The following is an 18,412-nucleotide window of genomic DNA, read 5'->3' as shown; positions in this document are numbered from 1 at the left end:
TTATTCCCCCAGTTTTCAGTCTTTCTTTAATCGTCTTGCTAGGAAATTTCCAAGTGATTGCAAGGTTTGTACGATGATAATTAAAATAATAATGGTCGCGTACATAATGGTTGGTTCAAAGCGCTGGAATCCGTATTGATAGGCAATGGTTCCAAGTCCGCCGGCGCCAACTAGTCCTGCCATCGCGGTGGCTCCAATTAGACCAATTGTAGCGATTGTCAGGCCAAGCACGATGCCTGAACGCGCCTCGCGAAGCACAACATTTAAAATGATTTTTGACGTAGAAATTCCCATCGCCTGATACGCTTCAATGACACCGCGGTCGACTTCAAGTAAAGCAGATTCCATCAGCCGAGCGATATATGGCGCTGTGAAAACGACAAGCGGCAAAATAACGCCCTTTACGCCAATTGTAGTGCCCACGATAATTTTTGTAAATGGCAAAATTAAAAAAAGTAAAATAATAAATGGCAGCGAACGTAAAATATTAATAATCCAGTTTAAAATCGTGTAAGCCGTTTTATTCTCAGCTTGCCCATCTTTTCGTGTTAAAACAAGTAAAATACCAAGTGGTAGACCGACCAAAATGGAGATGACGAGCGTGATGCTTGTCATTGTAAGGGTTTCTAGAAATCCAGTCCAAAGGGTGTCGCCCCATTCGTTAAAAAAATCAACCATTTTGTTGCACCTCCGAAACGACTACGCCTTGTTCGCGCAAGTACTCAATTGCTTTGTTATATTCGGCCTCATCACCTTTTAAATGGACTAAAAGTTTGCCAAGGGTATCATTTTTCAGGTGATCAATTCCCCCCGCCAAAATGCTCGGCAGGCAATCAAATTTCCGGGATACAAGCGCAAGGGCAGGCTCATCAGAACCTTCGCCAATGAAATGGAGTGAAACCAATTTACCTGTTTGCTTATATTTTTCTAACACATCGGCTGGAATTTCAAAACTAGCCTCTGAGCCAACAAAACGTTTGGTAGTCGGGTGTTTTGGCTTCGTGAATACATCTAAAACAGTGCCTTCTTCAACAATTTGCCCGTTTTCCATCACAGCAACGCGGTCACAAATGCGCTGAATGACATCGAGTTCATGCGTAATAAGGAAAATCGTAATGCCGAGTTCGCGGTTGATTTTAAGTAGCAAATTTAAAATGGCTTCGGTCGTTTCAGGATCAAGCGCACTCGTCGCCTCATCACTAAGTAAAATTTCAGGTTCATGAGCAAGCGCTCTCGCAATGGCAACACGCTGCTTTTGACCGCCAGAAAGTTGGGCTGGGAAATTTTCTTTTTTATCCGTAAGCCCGACAATTTCTAAGTATTTTTCAACACGTGCTGTAATTTCATCGCTTTTTAAACCTTCAAGTTTAAGCGGTAGCGCGATATTTTCATATACAGTGGCCGTTTTAAGTAGATTGTAGCCTTGAAAAATCATTCCGATTTTACGTCTCGCGAAACGCAAGTTTTTCGCCGAAAGTTGTGCGAGATTGTCGTTTGCAATATGCACAGTACCTTCAGTTGGCTGTTCTAAAAAATTAATACAACGAACAAGCGTACTTTTTCCAGCGCCGCTATAACCCACAACACCGTAAATCTCACCTTTTTGGACGGAAAGCGAAACGTCCTTCACCGCCTGAACGCTTCGCCCGTTAACATTAAAAGTCTTGCTGACATGTTCTAGTTTAATCATGGTTACATCTCCCTAAAATGCAGGTACAACAGACCCATTAAATTCTTTTTCAATGAAGCTTTTAATTTCATCAGAATGGTAATATTTTTTAAGTGTATCGACAACTTCATCATCTTTATTTTCAGTTCTTACGACAAAAACATTTGGATACGGATTGTCTTTCGTTGGTTCATGGAAAATCGCATCATCATTAATGGTGAGTCCAGCGCCCATCGCAAAATTGGTGTTGATGGCAGCTGCTTTTACTTCACCAAGTTGCGCTGGAATTTGCGAAGCTTCAAGTTCGATGATTTCTAAATCGAGCGGGTTTTCCGCGATATCTTTTTTCGTTGCTTTTTCTTCCACGCCGTCTTTCAACTTAATGACACCAGCGTCTTCAAAAAGTTTTAAGCCACGATATTCGTTCGAAGGATCATTTGGAACCGCAATTTTATCCCCCTTCTTAAGCTCTTTGATGTCTTTAATATCTTTGGAATAAATGCCCATTGGGAAAGCAACTGTCTTAAAGACTTGGTCGATTTTGTAGCCTTTATCTTTTTTCTGTGCATCTAAAAACGGAATCGTTTGGTAGTTATTCGCGTCTAAATCCCCATCGTTTAGCGCAGTGTTTGGCGTGTTATAATCGTCAAACGTTTTAATTGTGATGTCCAGCCCGTCTTTTTTAGCTAACTTTTTCACTTCCTCCGCAATTTGTTGGTGAGGTCCACCCGTTACGCCAATTGTAATCTTTTCCGTGCTTAACGTTTCGGATTTCCCGCCACCACATGCAGAAAGTGCAAGTAGTGCCGCGCCAGTAAATGCAATCAAAATTCCTTTAGTTCTCTTTTTCATTAAAAATTCCTCCCTAAATGTGTCTAAATTTAAATTTTTATAAACATTCTAGTTTGAGAGTGTGGACACAGCGTTTCGCCTTGTATTTATGTACTAAAAAAGTTTTTAGCACATAAATAAACCCCTCTACCATCAGAATAGAGAAGTTGAATGTGTTGCCTATTCGAACTCCTCTCATCTACCAAAATGGCTATACCATTTTGCTGGAATTAGCACCTTCACTTCAAAAAGTTAGGTTGCCGGGCGTCATCGGGCCAGTCCCTCAGCCTCTCTCGATAAGAGAACTACATTATAAAAACTTGTTACGTAAAAATATACCGATTTTTAAGGTGATTGTCAATGCTTTTTTAATGTTTTTTATTTCTAGACTAGACAAAATTGCTAGAAAACTTTAAGATATTTAACAATGAAACATAAAACGGGAGGCGTACGAAATGAGATTTTCTAAAAAGCTCGAAAATTTGCCAGAGCAATTTTTTTCAAAATTAGTACAAAATGTAAATCGCAAAATTGCAGAAGGGCATGATGTCATCAATTTGGGACAAGGAAATCCAGATCAGCCTACGCCGCAAAACATCGTAGAAGCACTAAAAAATGCCGCAGATGATGTGCAAAACCACAAGTATTCTTTGTTTCGCGGCAAGGCAGAACTGAAAGAGGCGGCTGCCAATTTTTACAAAGAAGAGTACGGGGTGACTTTGGATCCTGAAAAGGAAGTGGCGATTTTGTTTGGGACGAAGACGGGGCTTGTGGAGCTGCCGATGTGTCTGCTTGACCCCGGCGAAAAAATGCTCTTGCCTGACCCTGGCTACCCAGATTACTTGTCTGGCGCGGTTTTAGCGGACGCCGAGTATACATTAATGCCTCTTTTGGAGGAAAATCAATTTCTACCGGATTATGCTCTGATAGATGAGGCGACGCGGTCAGATGCGAAGTTGATGTATTTAAATTATCCGAACAATCCAACGGGCGCCATCGCTACAGAGAAGTTTTTCGAAGACACCGTCTCGTTTGCTAAGGAAAATGAGATTGCCGTCGTGCATGATTTCGCTTACGGGGCTATCGGTTTCGGCGCCAAACCAATTAGTTTCCTCCAAACAGAAGGGGCGAAGGATGTCGGAATTGAGCTATACACACTATCCAAAACATACAATATGGCCGGCTGGCGAATTGGTTTCGCTGTCGGGAATGAAACGATGATTGAAGCCATCAATTTAATCCAAGACCATCTGTATGTGAGTCTTTTCCCTGCCATTCAGGATGCGGGGATTGAAGCGCTTAGAGGCTCCCAGGAAGCTGTCAGAAAGCAAAATGAGCGTTACGAAAGTCGAAAAAATGCCTTTTTAGACGCGTGTTCGGAAATCGGCTGGGAAGCAGTCATTCCAAGGGGCTCGTTTTTTGCTTGGATGAAAGTGCCCGAAAACTTCACGAGCACAAGCTTTACAGAGCATTTGCTCGAAAAAGCTAATGTGGCGGTGGCCGATGGAAGTGGCTTCGGCGAGTGCGGAGAAGGTTACGTCCGAGTGGGCCTTCTAATGGACGAGGAGCGACTTAGGGAAGCAGTAAGCCGCATTGGGAAATTAGATTTATTTAAAGCAACGACTTATAGCCTCTAAAAAATAGTTGACGATTTTTGGCAAGCATGGTTTAATGGTGAAGTGCCCTTTTTAAGGTGCTCACTTGGTTCCGTGGTGTAGGGGTTAACATGCCTGCCTGTCACGCAGGAGATCGCGGGTTCAAATCCCGTCGGGACCGTTTGAATTTTAAAAAGTTTGTAGACTTTGTCGTCTGCAAACTTTTTTTATTACCCTGACAAACTGTTGTCAGAGCCCGGTGCTATACTGGAGCTGAAAGGGAGGTAATAAAAATGAATTATCAAGTTAGTCATTTTGAAGAAATAAAAGTGACTGGAGAACACGTGCACATTAGTAATGATGACCCGAATATGAGTGAGAAATTTACGGAACTTTGGCAAGGGTTTTATCAAAATCATGCTACAATGGATATGGAAACAAAAGTATACGGTGTGTATTTTAATTTTGAAGGTGATTATGAAAAACCGACTTCCTTATCGTATGACGTGCTGGCAGGTGTAGCTACGGCAGACGGGGAGGTCACAATTCAAAATGGCAAATATGCCCGCTTTACAGTGGTTGGAAATCCAATGACGGCGCCAGCAGCACTTTGGCAGGAAATTTGGCAGACGCAATTGGAGCGCACTTGCGTGACGGATTTTGAATTATATTATCCCAATCCAGATATTGAAAAAACGCGGATTGAAATTTATATTGGAATAAAATAAACACGCTATTTTAAACGAGAGGGGAAAGCCGTTCATGCGTTTTAATCGAATGTTAGCCATTGTGTTGCTGTTAGTCAGCAAACGGAAAGTGACAGTTCAAACTTTGGCCGATTTTTTTGAAGTATCAGAACGAACTATTTATCGCGATTTGGAAGCACTAGATTATGCTGGTATACCGATAATTTCGACACCGGGGTTTAATGGTGGGATTAGCATTATGGAGAACTACTATTTGGATAAACAATTGTTTTCCTCGCTCGATTTTAAATACGTGCTGCTTTCGCTTTATCGGTTGAATATTGAAAATGACCCAAATAAAACGGCAATTATTGAAAAGCTACAATTGCTGTTCGATGCCGAAGAATTACAACAAATTGAACAGCATGCACATCAAGTTGTGGTGGATTTTTCGTCTTGGCAAGGCACCAAAACGGATGACGCGAAATTTATGCGCATCCAAGAAGCCATAAAAAGCAATCACCAACTAATGTTCACATACACCAAATTAGATGGGCATAAGAAGCAACGCATGATTGAACCCTATCAATTGCTTTTCAAAAGTGGCCGCTGGTATTTAAGTGGTACAGAAGAAGGCGCTCCAAAATTGTTTTTGCTAGACCGAATCAAACACATCGAACTAGGTCAACCATTTAATCCTAATCTAGCGTATTATGAACGCGATTTCATTTGGCGAAAGCAGAATATGCTTGAATTTGTGTTGCGAATTGATCGCTCGATTTTTCATATTTTTGAAAGCTGGCATCAAGTGGAAATTATAGAAGAAGCGGAGCCATTTTTACGGCTGAAAATTATTGCCGAACATAATGCTTGGCTGGAAACATTTATTTTAGGCCTCGGCAGCGCCTGCATCGTGGAAAGCCCAGCTTCACTACGCGCCCTAGTAAGCGCGCAAATTTCGGACATGTATAAAAATTATAAAGGAGATGATAATAGTGGCGAGACCAACAACTAAAGCAGATTTTATACAAGCCTCAAACGAAAAGTATCAACAACTCATACATATGTTAGAGGAAATGCCAAATGAAGTGAAGTTAGCCGCGTTTCAGTTGGCCGACATAAATAAAAAAGAAGCACACTGGAATAGGGATAAAAATATCCGCGATGTCCTCATTCACTTGTATGAATGGCAAAAATTACTTTTAGATTGGGTAGAGCCCAATTTAAAGGGGGAGAAAAAGCAATTTTTGCTGGAAGGCTATAACTGGAAAACTTACGGCGCAATGAACATCGTTTTTTTGGAAAAGCATCAGCAAACAGCATACCCGGCAGCGCTACGCTTATTGCAGGAAAGTCATGGCCAAGTTATGCAACTTGTTGAGCAATTTTCTAACGATGATTTGTTTAAAAAAGGGGTTTTTACTTGGAGCGGTGGAAGCACGCTTGGCAGCTATTTCGTTTCGGCGACGTCAAGCCATTATGAGTGGGCACTTAAAAAAATAGCTTATTTCAAGAAGCGACTGTAAACGATATGTTTGCAGTTGTTTTTTTGTTACGGGAAAAATCTTCATATTTAAAATGGACTATGCTAGCTGTAATAATTCAGATAATTTTCGAACTGTGCTATAATAAAATTATGGTCTTCTATTTGTATAGAAGTGAACAAGCTAAAGACGCCGTCGGAAGCGTCCAGGGAGAAGGACTTCCGCACCACAGTCTTAATGATAAACAATTTTTAGGAGAATGCCGGCAGAACCGGAAAAATCCAATTATGGGAGGACTGTTTGAAAAATGGCAGAAAAGAAAATTTTAGTAGTAGATGACGAAAAACCAATTGCAGACATTGTTAAATTTAATTTAAATAAAGAAGGTTTCGATGTATATTGTGCCTATGACGGAGACGAAGCTATTGAGCTTGTTGAGGAAGTACAACCAGATTTAATTTTGCTCGACATCATGCTTCCGGGCCGCGATGGCATTGAAGTTTGTCGTGAAGTGCGCAAAAAATACGATATGCCCATCATCATGGTTACCGCAAAAGATTCCGAAATCGATAAAGTGCTCGGCCTCGAGCTAGGCGCCGACGACTACGTGACGAAACCGTTTAGTAATCGTGAACTTATCGCACGGGTTAAAGCGAATTTGCGCCGTCATAGCCAAATTAGCTCGCAATCCGCTGAAGAAGAAGAAAATAGCGAAATCGAAATTGGCTCCCTCGTCATTCATCCAGACGCATACGTGGCATCTAAACGCGGCGAAACCATCGAGTTAACGCACCGCGAATTTGAACTTCTTCACTATTTAGCGAAACATATGGGCCAAGTTATGACGCGCGAACATTTGCTTCAAACTGTTTGGGGCTATGATTATTTCGGCGATGTCCGTACAGTTGACGTAACCGTAAGACGTCTGCGTGAAAAAATCGAAGACAATCCAAGCCACCCAGCATGGCTCGTTACTCGCCGCGGCGTGGGCTATTATTTGCGAAACCCAGAGCAGGAGTAGCAGCAGAGGCATTTTAAATGAATCTTGTAGGTATAGTGATGGCGCTATTTGAATGGCTACTGCAATATTTTACGGGATTTACAAACTTATAAAGAAATTGATATGGGAATCAAAATATAGATAATTGTACGAAGCACGTCATTTATTTTACTAATAAATGATGTGTTTTTTTGTAAGCGTGAATTATGGTATAATACAAGAATTAAGAAGAAACTAAATTGCGATTTGCCATAGATAGAAACATCAATTTAACCCTGAACAGGAGTAGACGTGTTTTATGCATAAAATGAAGTTTTTCCAGTCGGTGCAATTCCGGTTGGTGATGATTTACTTGTTGCTTATTTTAGTTGCTATGCAAGTCATTGGCGCTTATTTCGTGCGCGAACTAGAGGGGCAGCTTGAAAAGAACTTTCAAGATTCTATCAAAAATAGTATGACATTACTGGATTATAACGTGCGGGAGGAGATTTTAAAGAACGGCGATAATAGTGCGCAGATGCAGACGGATATTCGTGAACTTTTGGTCGATTATGCGCGCAACAATTCGAGTTTGCTCGAGGTGCGCATTGTTGATGAGCGTGGCAAAATTCTCGGGACGTCCAACATGGACAATCAGGGGATTGTAGGCCAAAAATCAACCACGCCTTTAGTCAAAAGAGCTCTGTCGCTTGGCACTTCAGAAGAAAAAATTTATATGGACGAGTCAAACGACAATAAACGTGTTTGGGTCACGGTTTCTCCAATCAAAAATAAAAATACGGTGATTGGGGCTATTTATCTTGTCGCGAATATTGAGTCCGTCTACTCGCAGGTGGACTCGATTACGAACATTTTTATTACCGGTACGCTGATTGCGATGGTCATAACGGCTGTTCTCGGGGTGCTCTTGTCGCGGACGATAACGAAGCCGATTATTGATATGAAACGACAAGCTTACGCTATGGCGAGAGGGAATTATACTCGGAAAGTAAAAGTATACGGACTTGATGAAATTGGTGAGCTTGCGCAAAGCTTTAACTCGCTGACAAAACGGGTTCAGGAAGCCCAAGCCATGACCGAAGGGGAAAGACGCAAATTGTCTTCCGTACTTTCGTATATGACAGACGGGGTTATCGCAACTGATCGCCGCGGCAAAGTCATTTTAATTAACTCACCAGCGGAAAAAATGCTTCGCGTTGCCCATGAAACCGCAAATGGACAGCCACTTACAGAAGTCCTCGGCATTCAAGATGAGTATGCTTTTGAAGATTTGATGGATATGACCGAGCCGCTTACGATGGACCGTAGTACAGCAGAACGCTATGTTCTCCGCGCCAATTTATCAGTCATTCAACGTGAAACAGGATTTGTAAATGGTGTAATTGCGGTTTTACATGACATTACAGATCAAGAGAAAGTTGACCAAGAACGTCGCGACTTCGTATCAAACGTGTCACACGAACTTCGCACGCCTTTAACCAGTATGCATAGTTATCTCGAAGCACTTAGTGACGGGGCGTGGGAGGATAAGGAGGTCGCGCCGCATTTCCTTGAAGTGACGCAAAATGAAACAGAGCGAATGATTCGCCTTGTCAATGACCTTTTGAAATTGTCGCGTATGGACGGCGGCAGAGAACATCTGGATAAAAGTTTTGTGAATTTTACGGACTTCTTTAATCATATTATCGATCGTTTTGAAATGATGAAAAAAGAATCGATTAAATTTAAACGCTATATTCCGCGCGTGCCAGTTATCATTGAAATTGATGAAGATAAAGTGATGCAAGTGCTGGACAATATTATTTCCAATGCGAATAAATATTCACCGGACGGCGGTCAAATCTCCTTTTTCTTGAAAAAAATGGACGATAAAATCGAAGTAAGTATTAGCGATGAGGGACTTGGAATTCCGGAAGCTGATTTAGACAAAGTGTTTGATAGGTTCTTCCGGGTGGATAAAGCGAGATCGAGAGAAATGGGAGGAACAGGGCTAGGACTGGCTATTGCGCGCGAAGTAATTGAGGCGCATGGTGGTCGTATTTGGGCTGAAAGTAATAAGCGCAAAGGTACGACAGTCAAGTTCACCTTGCCATATAGCGATTTGCCGGAGGATGATTGGGAATGAAGACAAATGCATATTTAAGAGGCGCTATCCTCACCGTACTCGTTATTTTTAGTATCGTGCTCAGCTATTTTATTTGGAAAGGCCAGCCAGATTACGAAACGATTGATGTGAAAGAAGTGGAAAAAACAACAATTGATAAGCAGAAAACCGCTGCCCAAGTTTTTAAACCGATGATGATTCAAGTCAATAAAAACGACACACATTTTCAAACGAACAATGGCACTTATGTGAACGAGCTAGCCGCAGATGGGCGCAACTTTAGTTTTTCAGAAGTCGTTCTTTCGGGGAAAAAACGGAGTGAGGAGTACGACCGTATTATTCACCAAAACGGAGCGATTGAGCTTATTTACCCAAATAACATTCCATTTTCGATTTTTGCGCAAGTCTTCCAAGTTGAAGGTAAGAAGCTTGATAATGCTTCTTTCAATCGGATTATTTTTGACACAAATAAAACGGACACCGGCTTATATACCGTTTATTTTACAAATGATTATGAAGATACGATTTACCAAAGTTCTCTTCAAGAAAAGGATATCGAGAGCGTTCGAAATATTGTTGAAGAAGCAAACAAGGAAGACGTATTTAATGAAGTCCCAGAAGTAAGACCGAGCAAGCATTCCATCTTCCTTTCAAACGAACGAATAAAAATGAGCAGTGAAAAATATATTATCGATTCAATGGATATCAATTTGTTTACGAAGGCGCTGTTCCAAGATGTTGGTTCTGTTAAAAATGAAGATAATTCTTATACAAATGGCTCAAGCAAAATCGTGCTGGATACAACGAATAAGGTGTTGGAATATATTAATCCAGCACAAGAAGTAACAACAAATACTGAAACAATTTCGAAACGAGATAGCCGCATTCAAGATAGTTTTAACTTTATTAATGAACATGCAGGCTGGACGGACAACTATTATTATACTGGCTACTATGCCCAGTCTGGAACGGTAAACTTCGGTTTATTCGTGAACAATTTGCAAGTTTTAAATTCAGCAGGTATGTCGCAAATTTATGTCACGGAAGGACAAGAGGCAGTATATAAATATAGCCGACCATTCTTTAAATTAGACTATCCAATTCCGCGCGAAAGCGAAGAAGTGACGCTACCATCTTCACTATCTGTCTACAAGAATTTGGAAAGCAATCCTAATATTGATATTCGCTCATTGCAAATGATTACACTCGGTTATGAAATGTCATGGGTAGAAGATAAAGGACTTAACCGAATTGTAGAACTAAGACCGACATGGATATTCAAATACAACGGGCAATGGTTCGTTTCTGATATGAAGGAGAGTGAGTAAAGTTGGATTGGAGAAAAACAGAAATTATTTTTATTATCGCCTTCCTATTACTCGATATTTTCCTTGTGGTGATGTTTTTAAATAAACAAGCAACCAATGATCCTGATAAACTTGGAAACGACACGCTTCAAGACCATTTAAAAACAGATAACATCAGCTATCCAAAACTGTCTTCAAAACCGGTTATGGGGGAAATTTTCACAGCTACCCAAGACGCGTTTTCTGCGAAGGACGTTGCGAGCTTAAAAGATCAAAATGTTTTTCTTGTGAATAATGCCAGTGAAATTTCGTCTACATTAAAAACACCGATTCCTGCTGATAAGGACAAAGAAACACCTGAACTTGCCAGTTTTGTCAAAGAAAAGGTGTACAAAGGTTCGTCCTATAAATTTTGGAAATATGATAAAGAGGAAAATAAGCTAATCTACAATCAAGTGATAAAAGGAGATATGGTCCTCTTTGATAGCGGCGGGCAAATTACTTTTAAATTGAATAATGCCGACGAGGCAGTATCATACACGCAAACGTATCTTGGAAAACAAGATGATTTGCAAGAAAAAACCAATTTAATGTCTTCGATGGATGCCTTAGAAGCGATTTATCAACATGGCGACTTAAAAACGGATAGCGACATTGTGAAAGCAACGTTTGGCTACTATACAACGGTCCAATTATCGAGCGGCGATGTTTATTTCCCAGTCTGGTGTTTTGAGGTAAAACATAAAGATACGACGACGTACTTTTTAATCAATGCCAAAGATGAACAAGTTATCAATTTAAATGAATCGCGCGCGCAAAACCCAGAAGAAACATCCATGAGCGAATCAATCCAAATGTCGCCAGAAACAATGATGGGCAACTAGGCGTAAAACAAAAATCAATCCACATTCGGGTTGATTTTTGTTTTCTTTTGTAAAAAATAAGGTTAAAATAAGGATATGTCAGGGGGTACGAATGTAATGATGAAGAGTCAACTTTTAGCAGGAACTGGTGCGGCGCAATTAAAGTTTAGTATTCTCGCAAGTGGGAGTTCTGGCAATGCCACACTTATTGAAACAGACGACCAAAAAATATTAGTCGATTGTGGTTTAAGCGGTAAGAAAATGGAAGGTCTTTTTAAACAAATTGACCGGGATATTAGCGAAGTGGACGCAATTTTAATTACGCATGAGCACTCGGACCATATTAAAGGTTTAGGTGTTTTGGCGAGAAAATATAAACTCCCTATTTACGCAAATGAGAAAACTTGGCGTGCAATGGATAATATGATTGGCGAGGTAAGCTCGGATCAAAAATTTCAATTTGATATGGAAACTGTAAAAAGTTTTGGGCACTTGCAAGTAGAATCATTTGGAGTCTCGCATGATGCGGCTGAGCCCATGTTTTACATATTTCATAACGGGAATAAAAAGTTTGTTATGATTACGGACACGGGCTATGTGAGCGACCGAATGAAGGGGCATATCAAAAATGCTGATGCCTATTTATTTGAAAGTAATCATGATGTCGAAATGCTTCGTATGGGGCGTTATCCGTGGAATGTGAAGCGTCGAATTTTAGGCGATGAAGGGCACGTTTCAAACGAAGATGCAGGAATCGCGATGAGTGAAGTCATTGGCGATCAAACAAAGCGAATTTATCTTGGACATTTAAGCAAGGATAACAATATGAAAGATTTAGCTAGAATGAGTGTGACACAAACGCTTGCAAGTGAAGGCATTGTGGTCGGAAATCAGATAGAATTATTTGACACAGATCCAGAAATTCCGACGAGCATTTTCACATTGTAAAGCTGAGAAGGGACGTAAAGCGAATGAGTACGTCTCTTTTTTCTTAAAAATTTAAAGTAATTTCATGAATTTTTCATAATTCTCTTGTAAGATAAGTCTATAGATGAATTTTTATGCGGAAAGGGATGGTTAATTTTGGAAAACGAGAAAAATGAGTTTGACAAAACAGTAAGCGATGATGCGAATCAATCGCCAGAAACAACAAAGGAACAAAAAACAGAAGAAACGTTACATAGTCCGCACAGACAAGAACCAGTTTCTGAGCCGATTTCGGAAGGTGTAACAGACGAAGGGCAAGTTTTCGCGGGGGCGACGCGTGAACAAGCCGAAGCAAGCATGACGAACGCTTTTTTTGAAGAAGCCTCCGATACTTCTGAAAAAAACAACACAGTTCCCCCAGTACCACCTGTTCCCCCAACACGTTCAAGTGGCGATGACGGCGGCGGTAGTGAGCCACCAAAGAAAAACGGTGGTAAGCACTTTTTAGGTTATTTCCTAACAGGCCTAATTGGCGTTCTAGTAGGCGGTCTGATTATCTTTTTCGCCGTTAGCGGCTTAGGTGATTCCTCAAACGATTCGTCATCTGGATCAAGTTCAAACACGGGAAAAGTAGAAAAAGTTTCGTATGAAAATACAACCAACATTACAAAAGCAGTCGAGAAAGTACAAGACGCTGTTGTAAGTGTTTTAAACTATCAAGCAACAAGTTCACTTGACGGTTCCACAACTTCTGAGGAGGAAGCCTCTTCTGGCTCAGGCGTTGTTTACAAAAAATCAAACGGCAAAGCATATGTTGTGACGAATAATCATGTAGTCGAAGGCGCCAATAAACTTGAAGTGACTTTCTCTAGTGGGAAAAAATCATCCGCCAAGTTAATCGGAACTGACGAATGGAACGACCTTGCAGTACTAGAAATCAGCGATGAAAATGTGAGCACCATAGCTGAATTCGGCAATTCAGATTCCCTTAAAGTCGGAGAAACTGCCATCGCAATTGGTAGCCCACTAGGTACTGAATTCTCCGGTTCCGTTACAGAAGGGATTATTTCCGGCTTAAATCGTGCTGTTCCAGTGGATACAAATGGTGATGGTCAAGAAGACTGGGAAGCAGAAGTTATTCAAACTGATGCAGCTATCAACCCAGGTAACAGTGGTGGAGCTTTAATTAACTTAGAAGGCCAAGTGATTGGTATTAATTCCATGAAGATTTCCACAGAAAATGTAGAGGGAATTGGATTTGCGATTCCGATTAACACAGTTGAACCTATTATCGAACAACTTGAAACAAAAGGTGAAGTAACTCGTCCTTCGCTAGGCGTAACACTCCGCGACGTGGATACAATTCCAGAACAGCAACAACAAAACATTCTGAAATTGCCTGAAGGTGTCGATTACGGCGCAATGGTTCAACAAGTCGTTAGCGGCTCTGCTGCGGATAAAGCTGGTTTGAAACAATACGATGTAATTGTAGAAATGAACGGTAAGAAAGTAACCAACTCAATGACGTTGCGTCAAATTCTTTACAGCAATGATGTTGAAATAGGTCAAAAGATGAACGTGAAGTATTACCGTGACGGTAAGAAAGAATCCACAAACGTTACGTTAGAATCAGCTACATCATCCAAACAATAAATATAAAATGCGACTCCTCGGAGTCGTATTTTTTTTGTGGATAAGTTGTGGATTTCCAAAAGTCAAGCAATCAATATTTAGGAGAGAACATATTTTCTTGCACTAAATATAGAAGGAGGTTGTGGATATGTGGATAATTTTTGTGGATAACCTGTTAGTAAACCGTGAATAAGCTGTGGGAAATCGAAAATACTGACAATTTAAGTATAAAAAGTTGCTTTTCGAACAAAAAATTGAATCAAATTTCATTTTTGCCCAACTTTCATAGTAAGATATACCTTTTTGTGAAAAACAACTATAAAAACGCTCATTTATCCACAGTTTCATTTGCTAACAAATTCCAAATTGCTTCTGCCACAAGGTTTTTGCGAGTATTATGACCATGTGGATAACCTGTGGATAGTGAATTTCACTAAAAGTATATCTTGTAGGGAATGTTTGTTCTTATACAAAATATAGATGCGTCTGTGGATATGTGGATACTTTCTGTGGATAAAACTTGTGTATAAGTGCCATTTTCTTGTGGAAAAGAAATTTGTGTGCGAATTTAGGTCAAAAGCACGTATCAGTTAATTTTATGGTATGATAAACGGAGAAAATGCAATTTTGAGGTGGATACATGAAAATCCAAATTATTACAGTAGGAAAATTAAAAGAGAAGTATTTAGTGCAAGGCATTCAAGAATACTTAAAGCGTTTAGGTCCATATGCGAATGTAAGTGTTGTAGAAGTCCCAGATGAAAAGGCGCCAGAAATGTTAAGTGAAGCTGAAATGTTACAAGTAAAGGAAAAAGAAGCAGAACGAATTTTAACAAAAATTTCTGCGGATACATACGTTTTTGCGCTGGCAATTGCTGGCAAACAAAAATCGAGCGAGGATTTTGCTGACGGACTTCATCACCTCATGACATATGGGAAAAGTAAAATTGCGTTTATCATTGGCGGCTCACTTGGCTTAAGCGATAGTGTTTTAAAACGCGCCGATGAACAAATTTCGTTTGGCAAATTGACACTACCGCATCAACTCATGCGTCTAGTTTTAGTCGAGCAAATTTATCGTGCATTTAAAATTATGCGCGGGGAGCCGTACCATAAATAACAAATGAAGGAGTGCATCATGAAAAAAATTAGCATCATGATTGTTGTTGGCGTGTTACTTATTGGCGGGGGTTTAGGCGTGCTGGCGTATTGGAATCTTTGGCCGTTTCAAGGTGATAAAATTGCGGGGGTGCCAAACGGAGCTTTAATCAAAAAAGATAAGGAATCGATTGATACGCTAGATCTTCTTTTGGCGGCTAGCGGAAAGGTTGCTTTTAATACGGAGGGCGAGCGGGTTCAAGTGTACCTCGATGTGTATGAAAAAGCGGAGCGCGTGAGCCATCAAAAAGTTGTAGAAATTGCGCGCGAAGAAAAAAGTCCGATAAACGGGGAACTTGTTTGGGGCGCAGTTGGTTTTGATATGATGAAACCAGAAGAGCTTCGCGTTAAAATCCTCGCGAACGGGGCGGAATCACAAAAAAAAGTGCCGTTATCTGCAGAGTTGTTCCATAAATTTGAACACGCAGGAAGTGCTACAGAGCCTTTTGAGGGTGGAAAAATAGAGCCCGGCAAACGTTATGTTCTTCAGTACTGGGGTTTCTCAGAAAAAGGCCTACGAATTGTTGATGACTTATTTGCGGAAGAGGCGCTTAGCGAGATGGATCAGTCGATTATTTTGTATGTGATGTTCAAATAACAAAAAAACAGGGCAATCGGCCCTGTTTTTTTGTGCTATAAATTATCCCGCTGTGATTTTTTCGGACGGATAAATAGACCGAGTCGCTCTTGTTCTTTTGAAAGGGAAATGTAGAGCGAGATCATCATGAGAATAATGATGACCGAAAACGGGAATGCGACAATAATTGCTGCGTTTTGTAAGCCTTGCAGTCCACCAGAGAATAAAAGCGTGCTTGCGATGCCGGCTTGTAAAATGCCCCATACTAATTTAATTTGGAAACTTGGATTTAGTGAGCCATTTGTCGTTTGAATCCCGAGTACAAACGTTGCTGAATCCGCCGAAGTCACAAAGAAAACAGCAATGAGGATAATCGCGATAATCGATAAAATGGAGCCTAGTGGCAGCTCATTTAATACGCCGAATAAAACTTGTTCCGTTGGTAATTTTTGCAAGCTTGGCACAACCGTGCGCTGAATGTTAATGGCTGTACCGCCAAATACCGCGAACCAGAGTGCGCTCACAATTGTTGGTAACAAGATGACGCCCATTAGAAATTCGCGAATTGTACGCCCTTTGGAAATACGGGCGATGAAAAAGCCGACAAATGGCGACCAGGACATCCACCACGCCCAGTAAAAAATCGTCCAACTGTTAATCCATTCGCGGCCAGCTGGATTGCCCGGCTCCGTTCGAAAACTCATCTGCACAAAATTTTGCAAATACTCTCCAAAACCATTCATAAATTCATTCAAAATCTTCACCGTCGGACCCAAAAAGAGCGTCAGCACAAGAAGCAGAGCCGCAATATAAAGATTGAGATTACTCAAAATCTGGATGCCTTTGTTTAAACCGCTAGCCGCGGAAATCATGAATAGGATTGTCACAATGATGATAATAATCATTTGAATGGTGAAATTGATCGGAATATCGAAAAGATACGCAAGTCCGCCATTAATTTGTTGGGCGCCGAGCCCTAAAGTTGTCGCCACACCAATGACTGTCGCGAAAACGGCGATGATGTCTACGATATGCCCAATCGTTCCTGACGACCGGTGACCTAGGATAGGGTAGAGGGTTGCGCTAATTAAACCCGGTGCTTTCTTCCTAAATTTAAAATAAGCAAGAGCTAGGGCTACGACCGCATAAATGGCCCATGCAGAAATCCCCCAGTGAAAGAAAGTATAGCGTAGCGATTCCTGTAGCGCGATTTGTGTTTCAGTTTCGCCGCTTGGTGAGCTGACCGCAAAATGAGAAAGCGGTTCTGCTGCACCCCAAAAAACGAGGCCAATCCCCATGCCTGCGCTAAAAAGCATGGCAAACCATGATGTATTGCTGTACTCTGGCTTTTCGCCTGGTTTCCCTAAACGTATGGCGCCAATGGGGCTTAAAATTAAGAAAATACAAAAAGCCACGATAATGGCGACAACAAGCAAATAATACCAGCCGAACGTACTTGTTAAAAATTGTTGAATGTTGGCTGTTGCTGTTTCAAAGCCTTGTGGGAAAAATACGCCGAGTAAAACGGCGAGAAGGATAAGTATAACGGAGCACCAAAAAACCATCCCAATTTTTTTCATAACATCCTCCTTTTCGTTCTACTTAGTATTCATTATACCTTTTTTGTGAATGAAAACCTAATCTCCTAAAGAAAGTTCAGTTTGTCTTTGCAATCTTTGTTTTAACAACCTAATGAACGTGCTTGGTGCAGTGACTCGGAGCATAGGACCGAAAGAAAGAATTTGAATAAGCAGTTCATTTTCAGTTGGCGCAGGATAAGAAATCACTAGCTCATAAGTTTTGTCATCAATCCGTTTCGTTGTTTTTTGATAGCTTGCAAAGTGTAACATAGCGCGCTCTAGGGCATTTCGCCGATTATAAAGTGTGCAGTGAATCGTTTTAGTGACAGGCTTTGGAGTCGTTTGCTCACGCGCGTTTTCTGCCATTAAAGTGACCGAATGAATTTGCTTCACATTTAAAATATAGGCTGTGCCATTTTGCACAGATTTAGCATGAAGACGAAAACGATCATTTTTTTGAGAAAACTCCAGAATTTGTGGGCTAAAAACCCCAGTTAGCTGATTTTTCCGAGCATTCTCATACTCCAAATAAACTTGCTTATTCGTTTGAATCGCCTCTAAGATGACCTTAAAACAGCGAATGTAGTTGGAATCTGTATACATATCGCCATCTGCGAATTGATCAAAATAAAAAATATCCTGGGAAGAAAATAATGGGGGCACGTCTTTTAAATGATTTTGCCATTCAAGTTGTTCTTCCGGTGTTAAAAATAGAGCCATGCGTGCATCTTCTAAAATGGTTTTCAAAAACCGTTTTTCAAGCTCACGATAAACAGGTGGAATTGCGGGCAATTTAGGCGTGAAAGTTTGCTCCTTTTTATGTAGCAAATCCCAATTTCCTTCCTGTAATAACTGCGGTTCGAGATGGAAAAGTGTTTCGTTGTAGCCTAAATCTTGAATAATCGCCCGAATTTCATCAGCAGAAAGTGGACGATTTTGCATCAATATTTGATTGACAATAAAATAATACGTGCCATAAATTTCGCTAAAAATGGGCAT

17 protein-coding genes, 1 tRNA gene and 1 riboswitch are annotated in these 18,412 nt (G+C 40.7%); of the genes, 13 read left to right on the top strand and 5 right to left on the bottom strand.

Annotation, left to right across the window (positions count from 1 at the left end; all coding sequences use genetic code 11):
• Positions 1-15: 15 nt before the first annotated feature.
• The 3 genes from BN1609_RS05975 to BN1609_RS05965 are packed head-to-tail and all read right to left on the bottom strand — an operon-like array spanning position 16 to position 2,521.
• Positions 16-678 carry a methionine ABC transporter permease gene (locus tag BN1609_RS05975; protein ID WP_088810441.1) on the bottom strand — a complete coding sequence of 221 codons (663 nt, stop codon included), beginning with the start codon at positions 676-678 and terminating at the stop codon, positions 16-18.
• Positions 671-1,690 carry a methionine ABC transporter ATP-binding protein gene (locus tag BN1609_RS05970; RefSeq protein WP_088810440.1) on the bottom strand — a complete coding sequence of 340 codons (1,020 nt, stop codon included), beginning with the start codon at positions 1,688-1,690 and terminating at the stop codon, positions 671-673. The genes BN1609_RS05975 and BN1609_RS05970 overlap by 8 nt, the downstream gene beginning before the upstream one ends.
• A gap of 12 nt (positions 1,691-1,702) precedes the next feature.
• Positions 1,703-2,521 (bottom strand): MetQ/NlpA family ABC transporter substrate-binding protein, encoded by an 819-nt coding sequence (locus BN1609_RS05965; RefSeq protein WP_088810439.1) that lies wholly within the window; start codon positions 2,519-2,521, stop codon positions 1,703-1,705.
• Between the two features lie 171 nt (positions 2,522-2,692).
• Positions 2,693-2,803, bottom strand: a riboswitch (SAM riboswitch).
• A gap of 152 nt (positions 2,804-2,955) precedes the next feature.
• Here BN1609_RS05965 and BN1609_RS05960 point away from each other — a divergent pair.
• From BN1609_RS05960 to BN1609_RS05895, 13 genes are all read left to right on the top strand, one after another.
• The gene (locus BN1609_RS05960) at positions 2,956-4,137 is read left to right on the top strand and encodes a pyridoxal phosphate-dependent aminotransferase (protein ID WP_088810438.1); all 1,182 of its coding nucleotides are present in this window, start codon (positions 2,956-2,958) and stop codon (positions 4,135-4,137) included.
• A 66-nt stretch (positions 4,138-4,203) separates the two neighbouring features.
• Positions 4,204-4,276: transfer RNA gene (locus BN1609_RS05955), tRNA-Asp, on the top strand.
• A gap of 112 nt (positions 4,277-4,388) precedes the next feature.
• The gene (locus BN1609_RS05950) at positions 4,389-4,823 is read left to right on the top strand and encodes a GyrI-like domain-containing protein (protein WP_088810437.1); all 435 of its coding nucleotides are present in this window, start codon (positions 4,389-4,391) and stop codon (positions 4,821-4,823) included.
• A gap of 34 nt (positions 4,824-4,857) precedes the next feature.
• Positions 4,858-5,796: a YafY family protein gene (locus BN1609_RS05945; RefSeq protein WP_088839293.1), complete on the top strand. Its 939-nt coding sequence runs from the start codon at positions 4,858-4,860 to the stop codon at positions 5,794-5,796.
• Positions 5,777-6,307, top strand: coding sequence for a ClbS/DfsB family four-helix bundle protein (locus tag BN1609_RS05940; RefSeq protein WP_088840637.1), 531 nt, complete (start codon positions 5,777-5,779; stop codon positions 6,305-6,307). Before BN1609_RS05945 ends, BN1609_RS05940 begins: the two co-directional genes overlap by 20 nt.
• A 265-nt stretch (positions 6,308-6,572) precedes the next feature.
• Positions 6,573-7,286: a response regulator YycF gene (gene yycF / locus BN1609_RS05930; RefSeq protein ID WP_088810433.1), complete on the top strand. Its 714-nt coding sequence runs from the start codon at positions 6,573-6,575 to the stop codon at positions 7,284-7,286.
• A 277-nt stretch (positions 7,287-7,563) separates the two neighbouring features.
• Positions 7,564-9,390: a cell wall metabolism sensor histidine kinase WalK gene (gene walK, locus BN1609_RS05925; RefSeq protein ID WP_088810432.1), complete on the top strand. Its 1,827-nt coding sequence runs from the start codon at positions 7,564-7,566 to the stop codon at positions 9,388-9,390.
• Entirely contained in the window at positions 9,387-10,697 is a 1,311-nt protein-coding gene (locus tag BN1609_RS05920) for a YycH family regulatory protein (RefSeq protein ID WP_088810431.1), read from the top strand. The genes walK and BN1609_RS05920 overlap by 4 nt, the downstream gene beginning before the upstream one ends.
• Before the next feature lie 2 nt (positions 10,698-10,699).
• On the top strand, positions 10,700-11,560 hold the full coding sequence (locus BN1609_RS05915) for a two-component system regulatory protein YycI (protein ID WP_088810430.1): 861 nt from the start codon (positions 10,700-10,702) through the stop codon (positions 11,558-11,560).
• Positions 11,561-11,656: 96 nt separating this feature from the next.
• Complete coding sequence (locus tag BN1609_RS05910; protein WP_088810429.1) at positions 11,657-12,487, top strand: MBL fold metallo-hydrolase; 831 nt, start codon at positions 11,657-11,659, stop codon at positions 12,485-12,487.
• A 135-nt stretch (positions 12,488-12,622) separates the two neighbouring features.
• Positions 12,623-14,119: a S1C family serine protease gene (locus tag BN1609_RS05905; RefSeq protein ID WP_179946386.1), complete on the top strand. Its 1,497-nt coding sequence runs from the start codon at positions 12,623-12,625 to the stop codon at positions 14,117-14,119.
• Between the two features lie 619 nt (positions 14,120-14,738).
• On the top strand, positions 14,739-15,218 hold the full coding sequence (rlmH, locus tag BN1609_RS05900; RefSeq protein WP_088810427.1) for a 23S rRNA (pseudouridine(1915)-N(3))-methyltransferase RlmH: 480 nt from the start codon (positions 14,739-14,741) through the stop codon (positions 15,216-15,218).
• A gap of 18 nt (positions 15,219-15,236) precedes the next feature.
• Complete coding sequence (locus tag BN1609_RS05895; protein ID WP_088810426.1) at positions 15,237-15,854, top strand: hypothetical protein; 618 nt, start codon at positions 15,237-15,239, stop codon at positions 15,852-15,854.
• Positions 15,855-15,889: 35 nt separating this feature from the next.
• On the opposite strand, the gene BN1609_RS05890 is transcribed toward BN1609_RS05895, so the two are convergent.
• Positions 15,890-17,413 carry a BCCT family transporter gene (locus BN1609_RS05890; RefSeq protein ID WP_088810425.1) on the bottom strand — a complete coding sequence of 508 codons (1,524 nt, stop codon included), beginning with the start codon at positions 17,411-17,413 and terminating at the stop codon, positions 15,890-15,892.
• Between the two features lie 57 nt (positions 17,414-17,470).
• Positions 17,471-18,412 (bottom strand): WYL domain-containing protein, encoded by a 942-nt coding sequence (locus BN1609_RS05885; protein WP_088840636.1) that lies wholly within the window; start codon positions 18,410-18,412, stop codon positions 17,471-17,473.

The organism is Listeria sp. ILCC797 (assembly GCF_900186185.1).
Taxonomy (GTDB): domain Bacteria; phylum Bacillota; class Bacilli; order Lactobacillales; family Listeriaceae; genus Listeria; species Listeria goaensis.
This window is presented reverse-complemented; position numbering and strand designations above follow the sequence as displayed.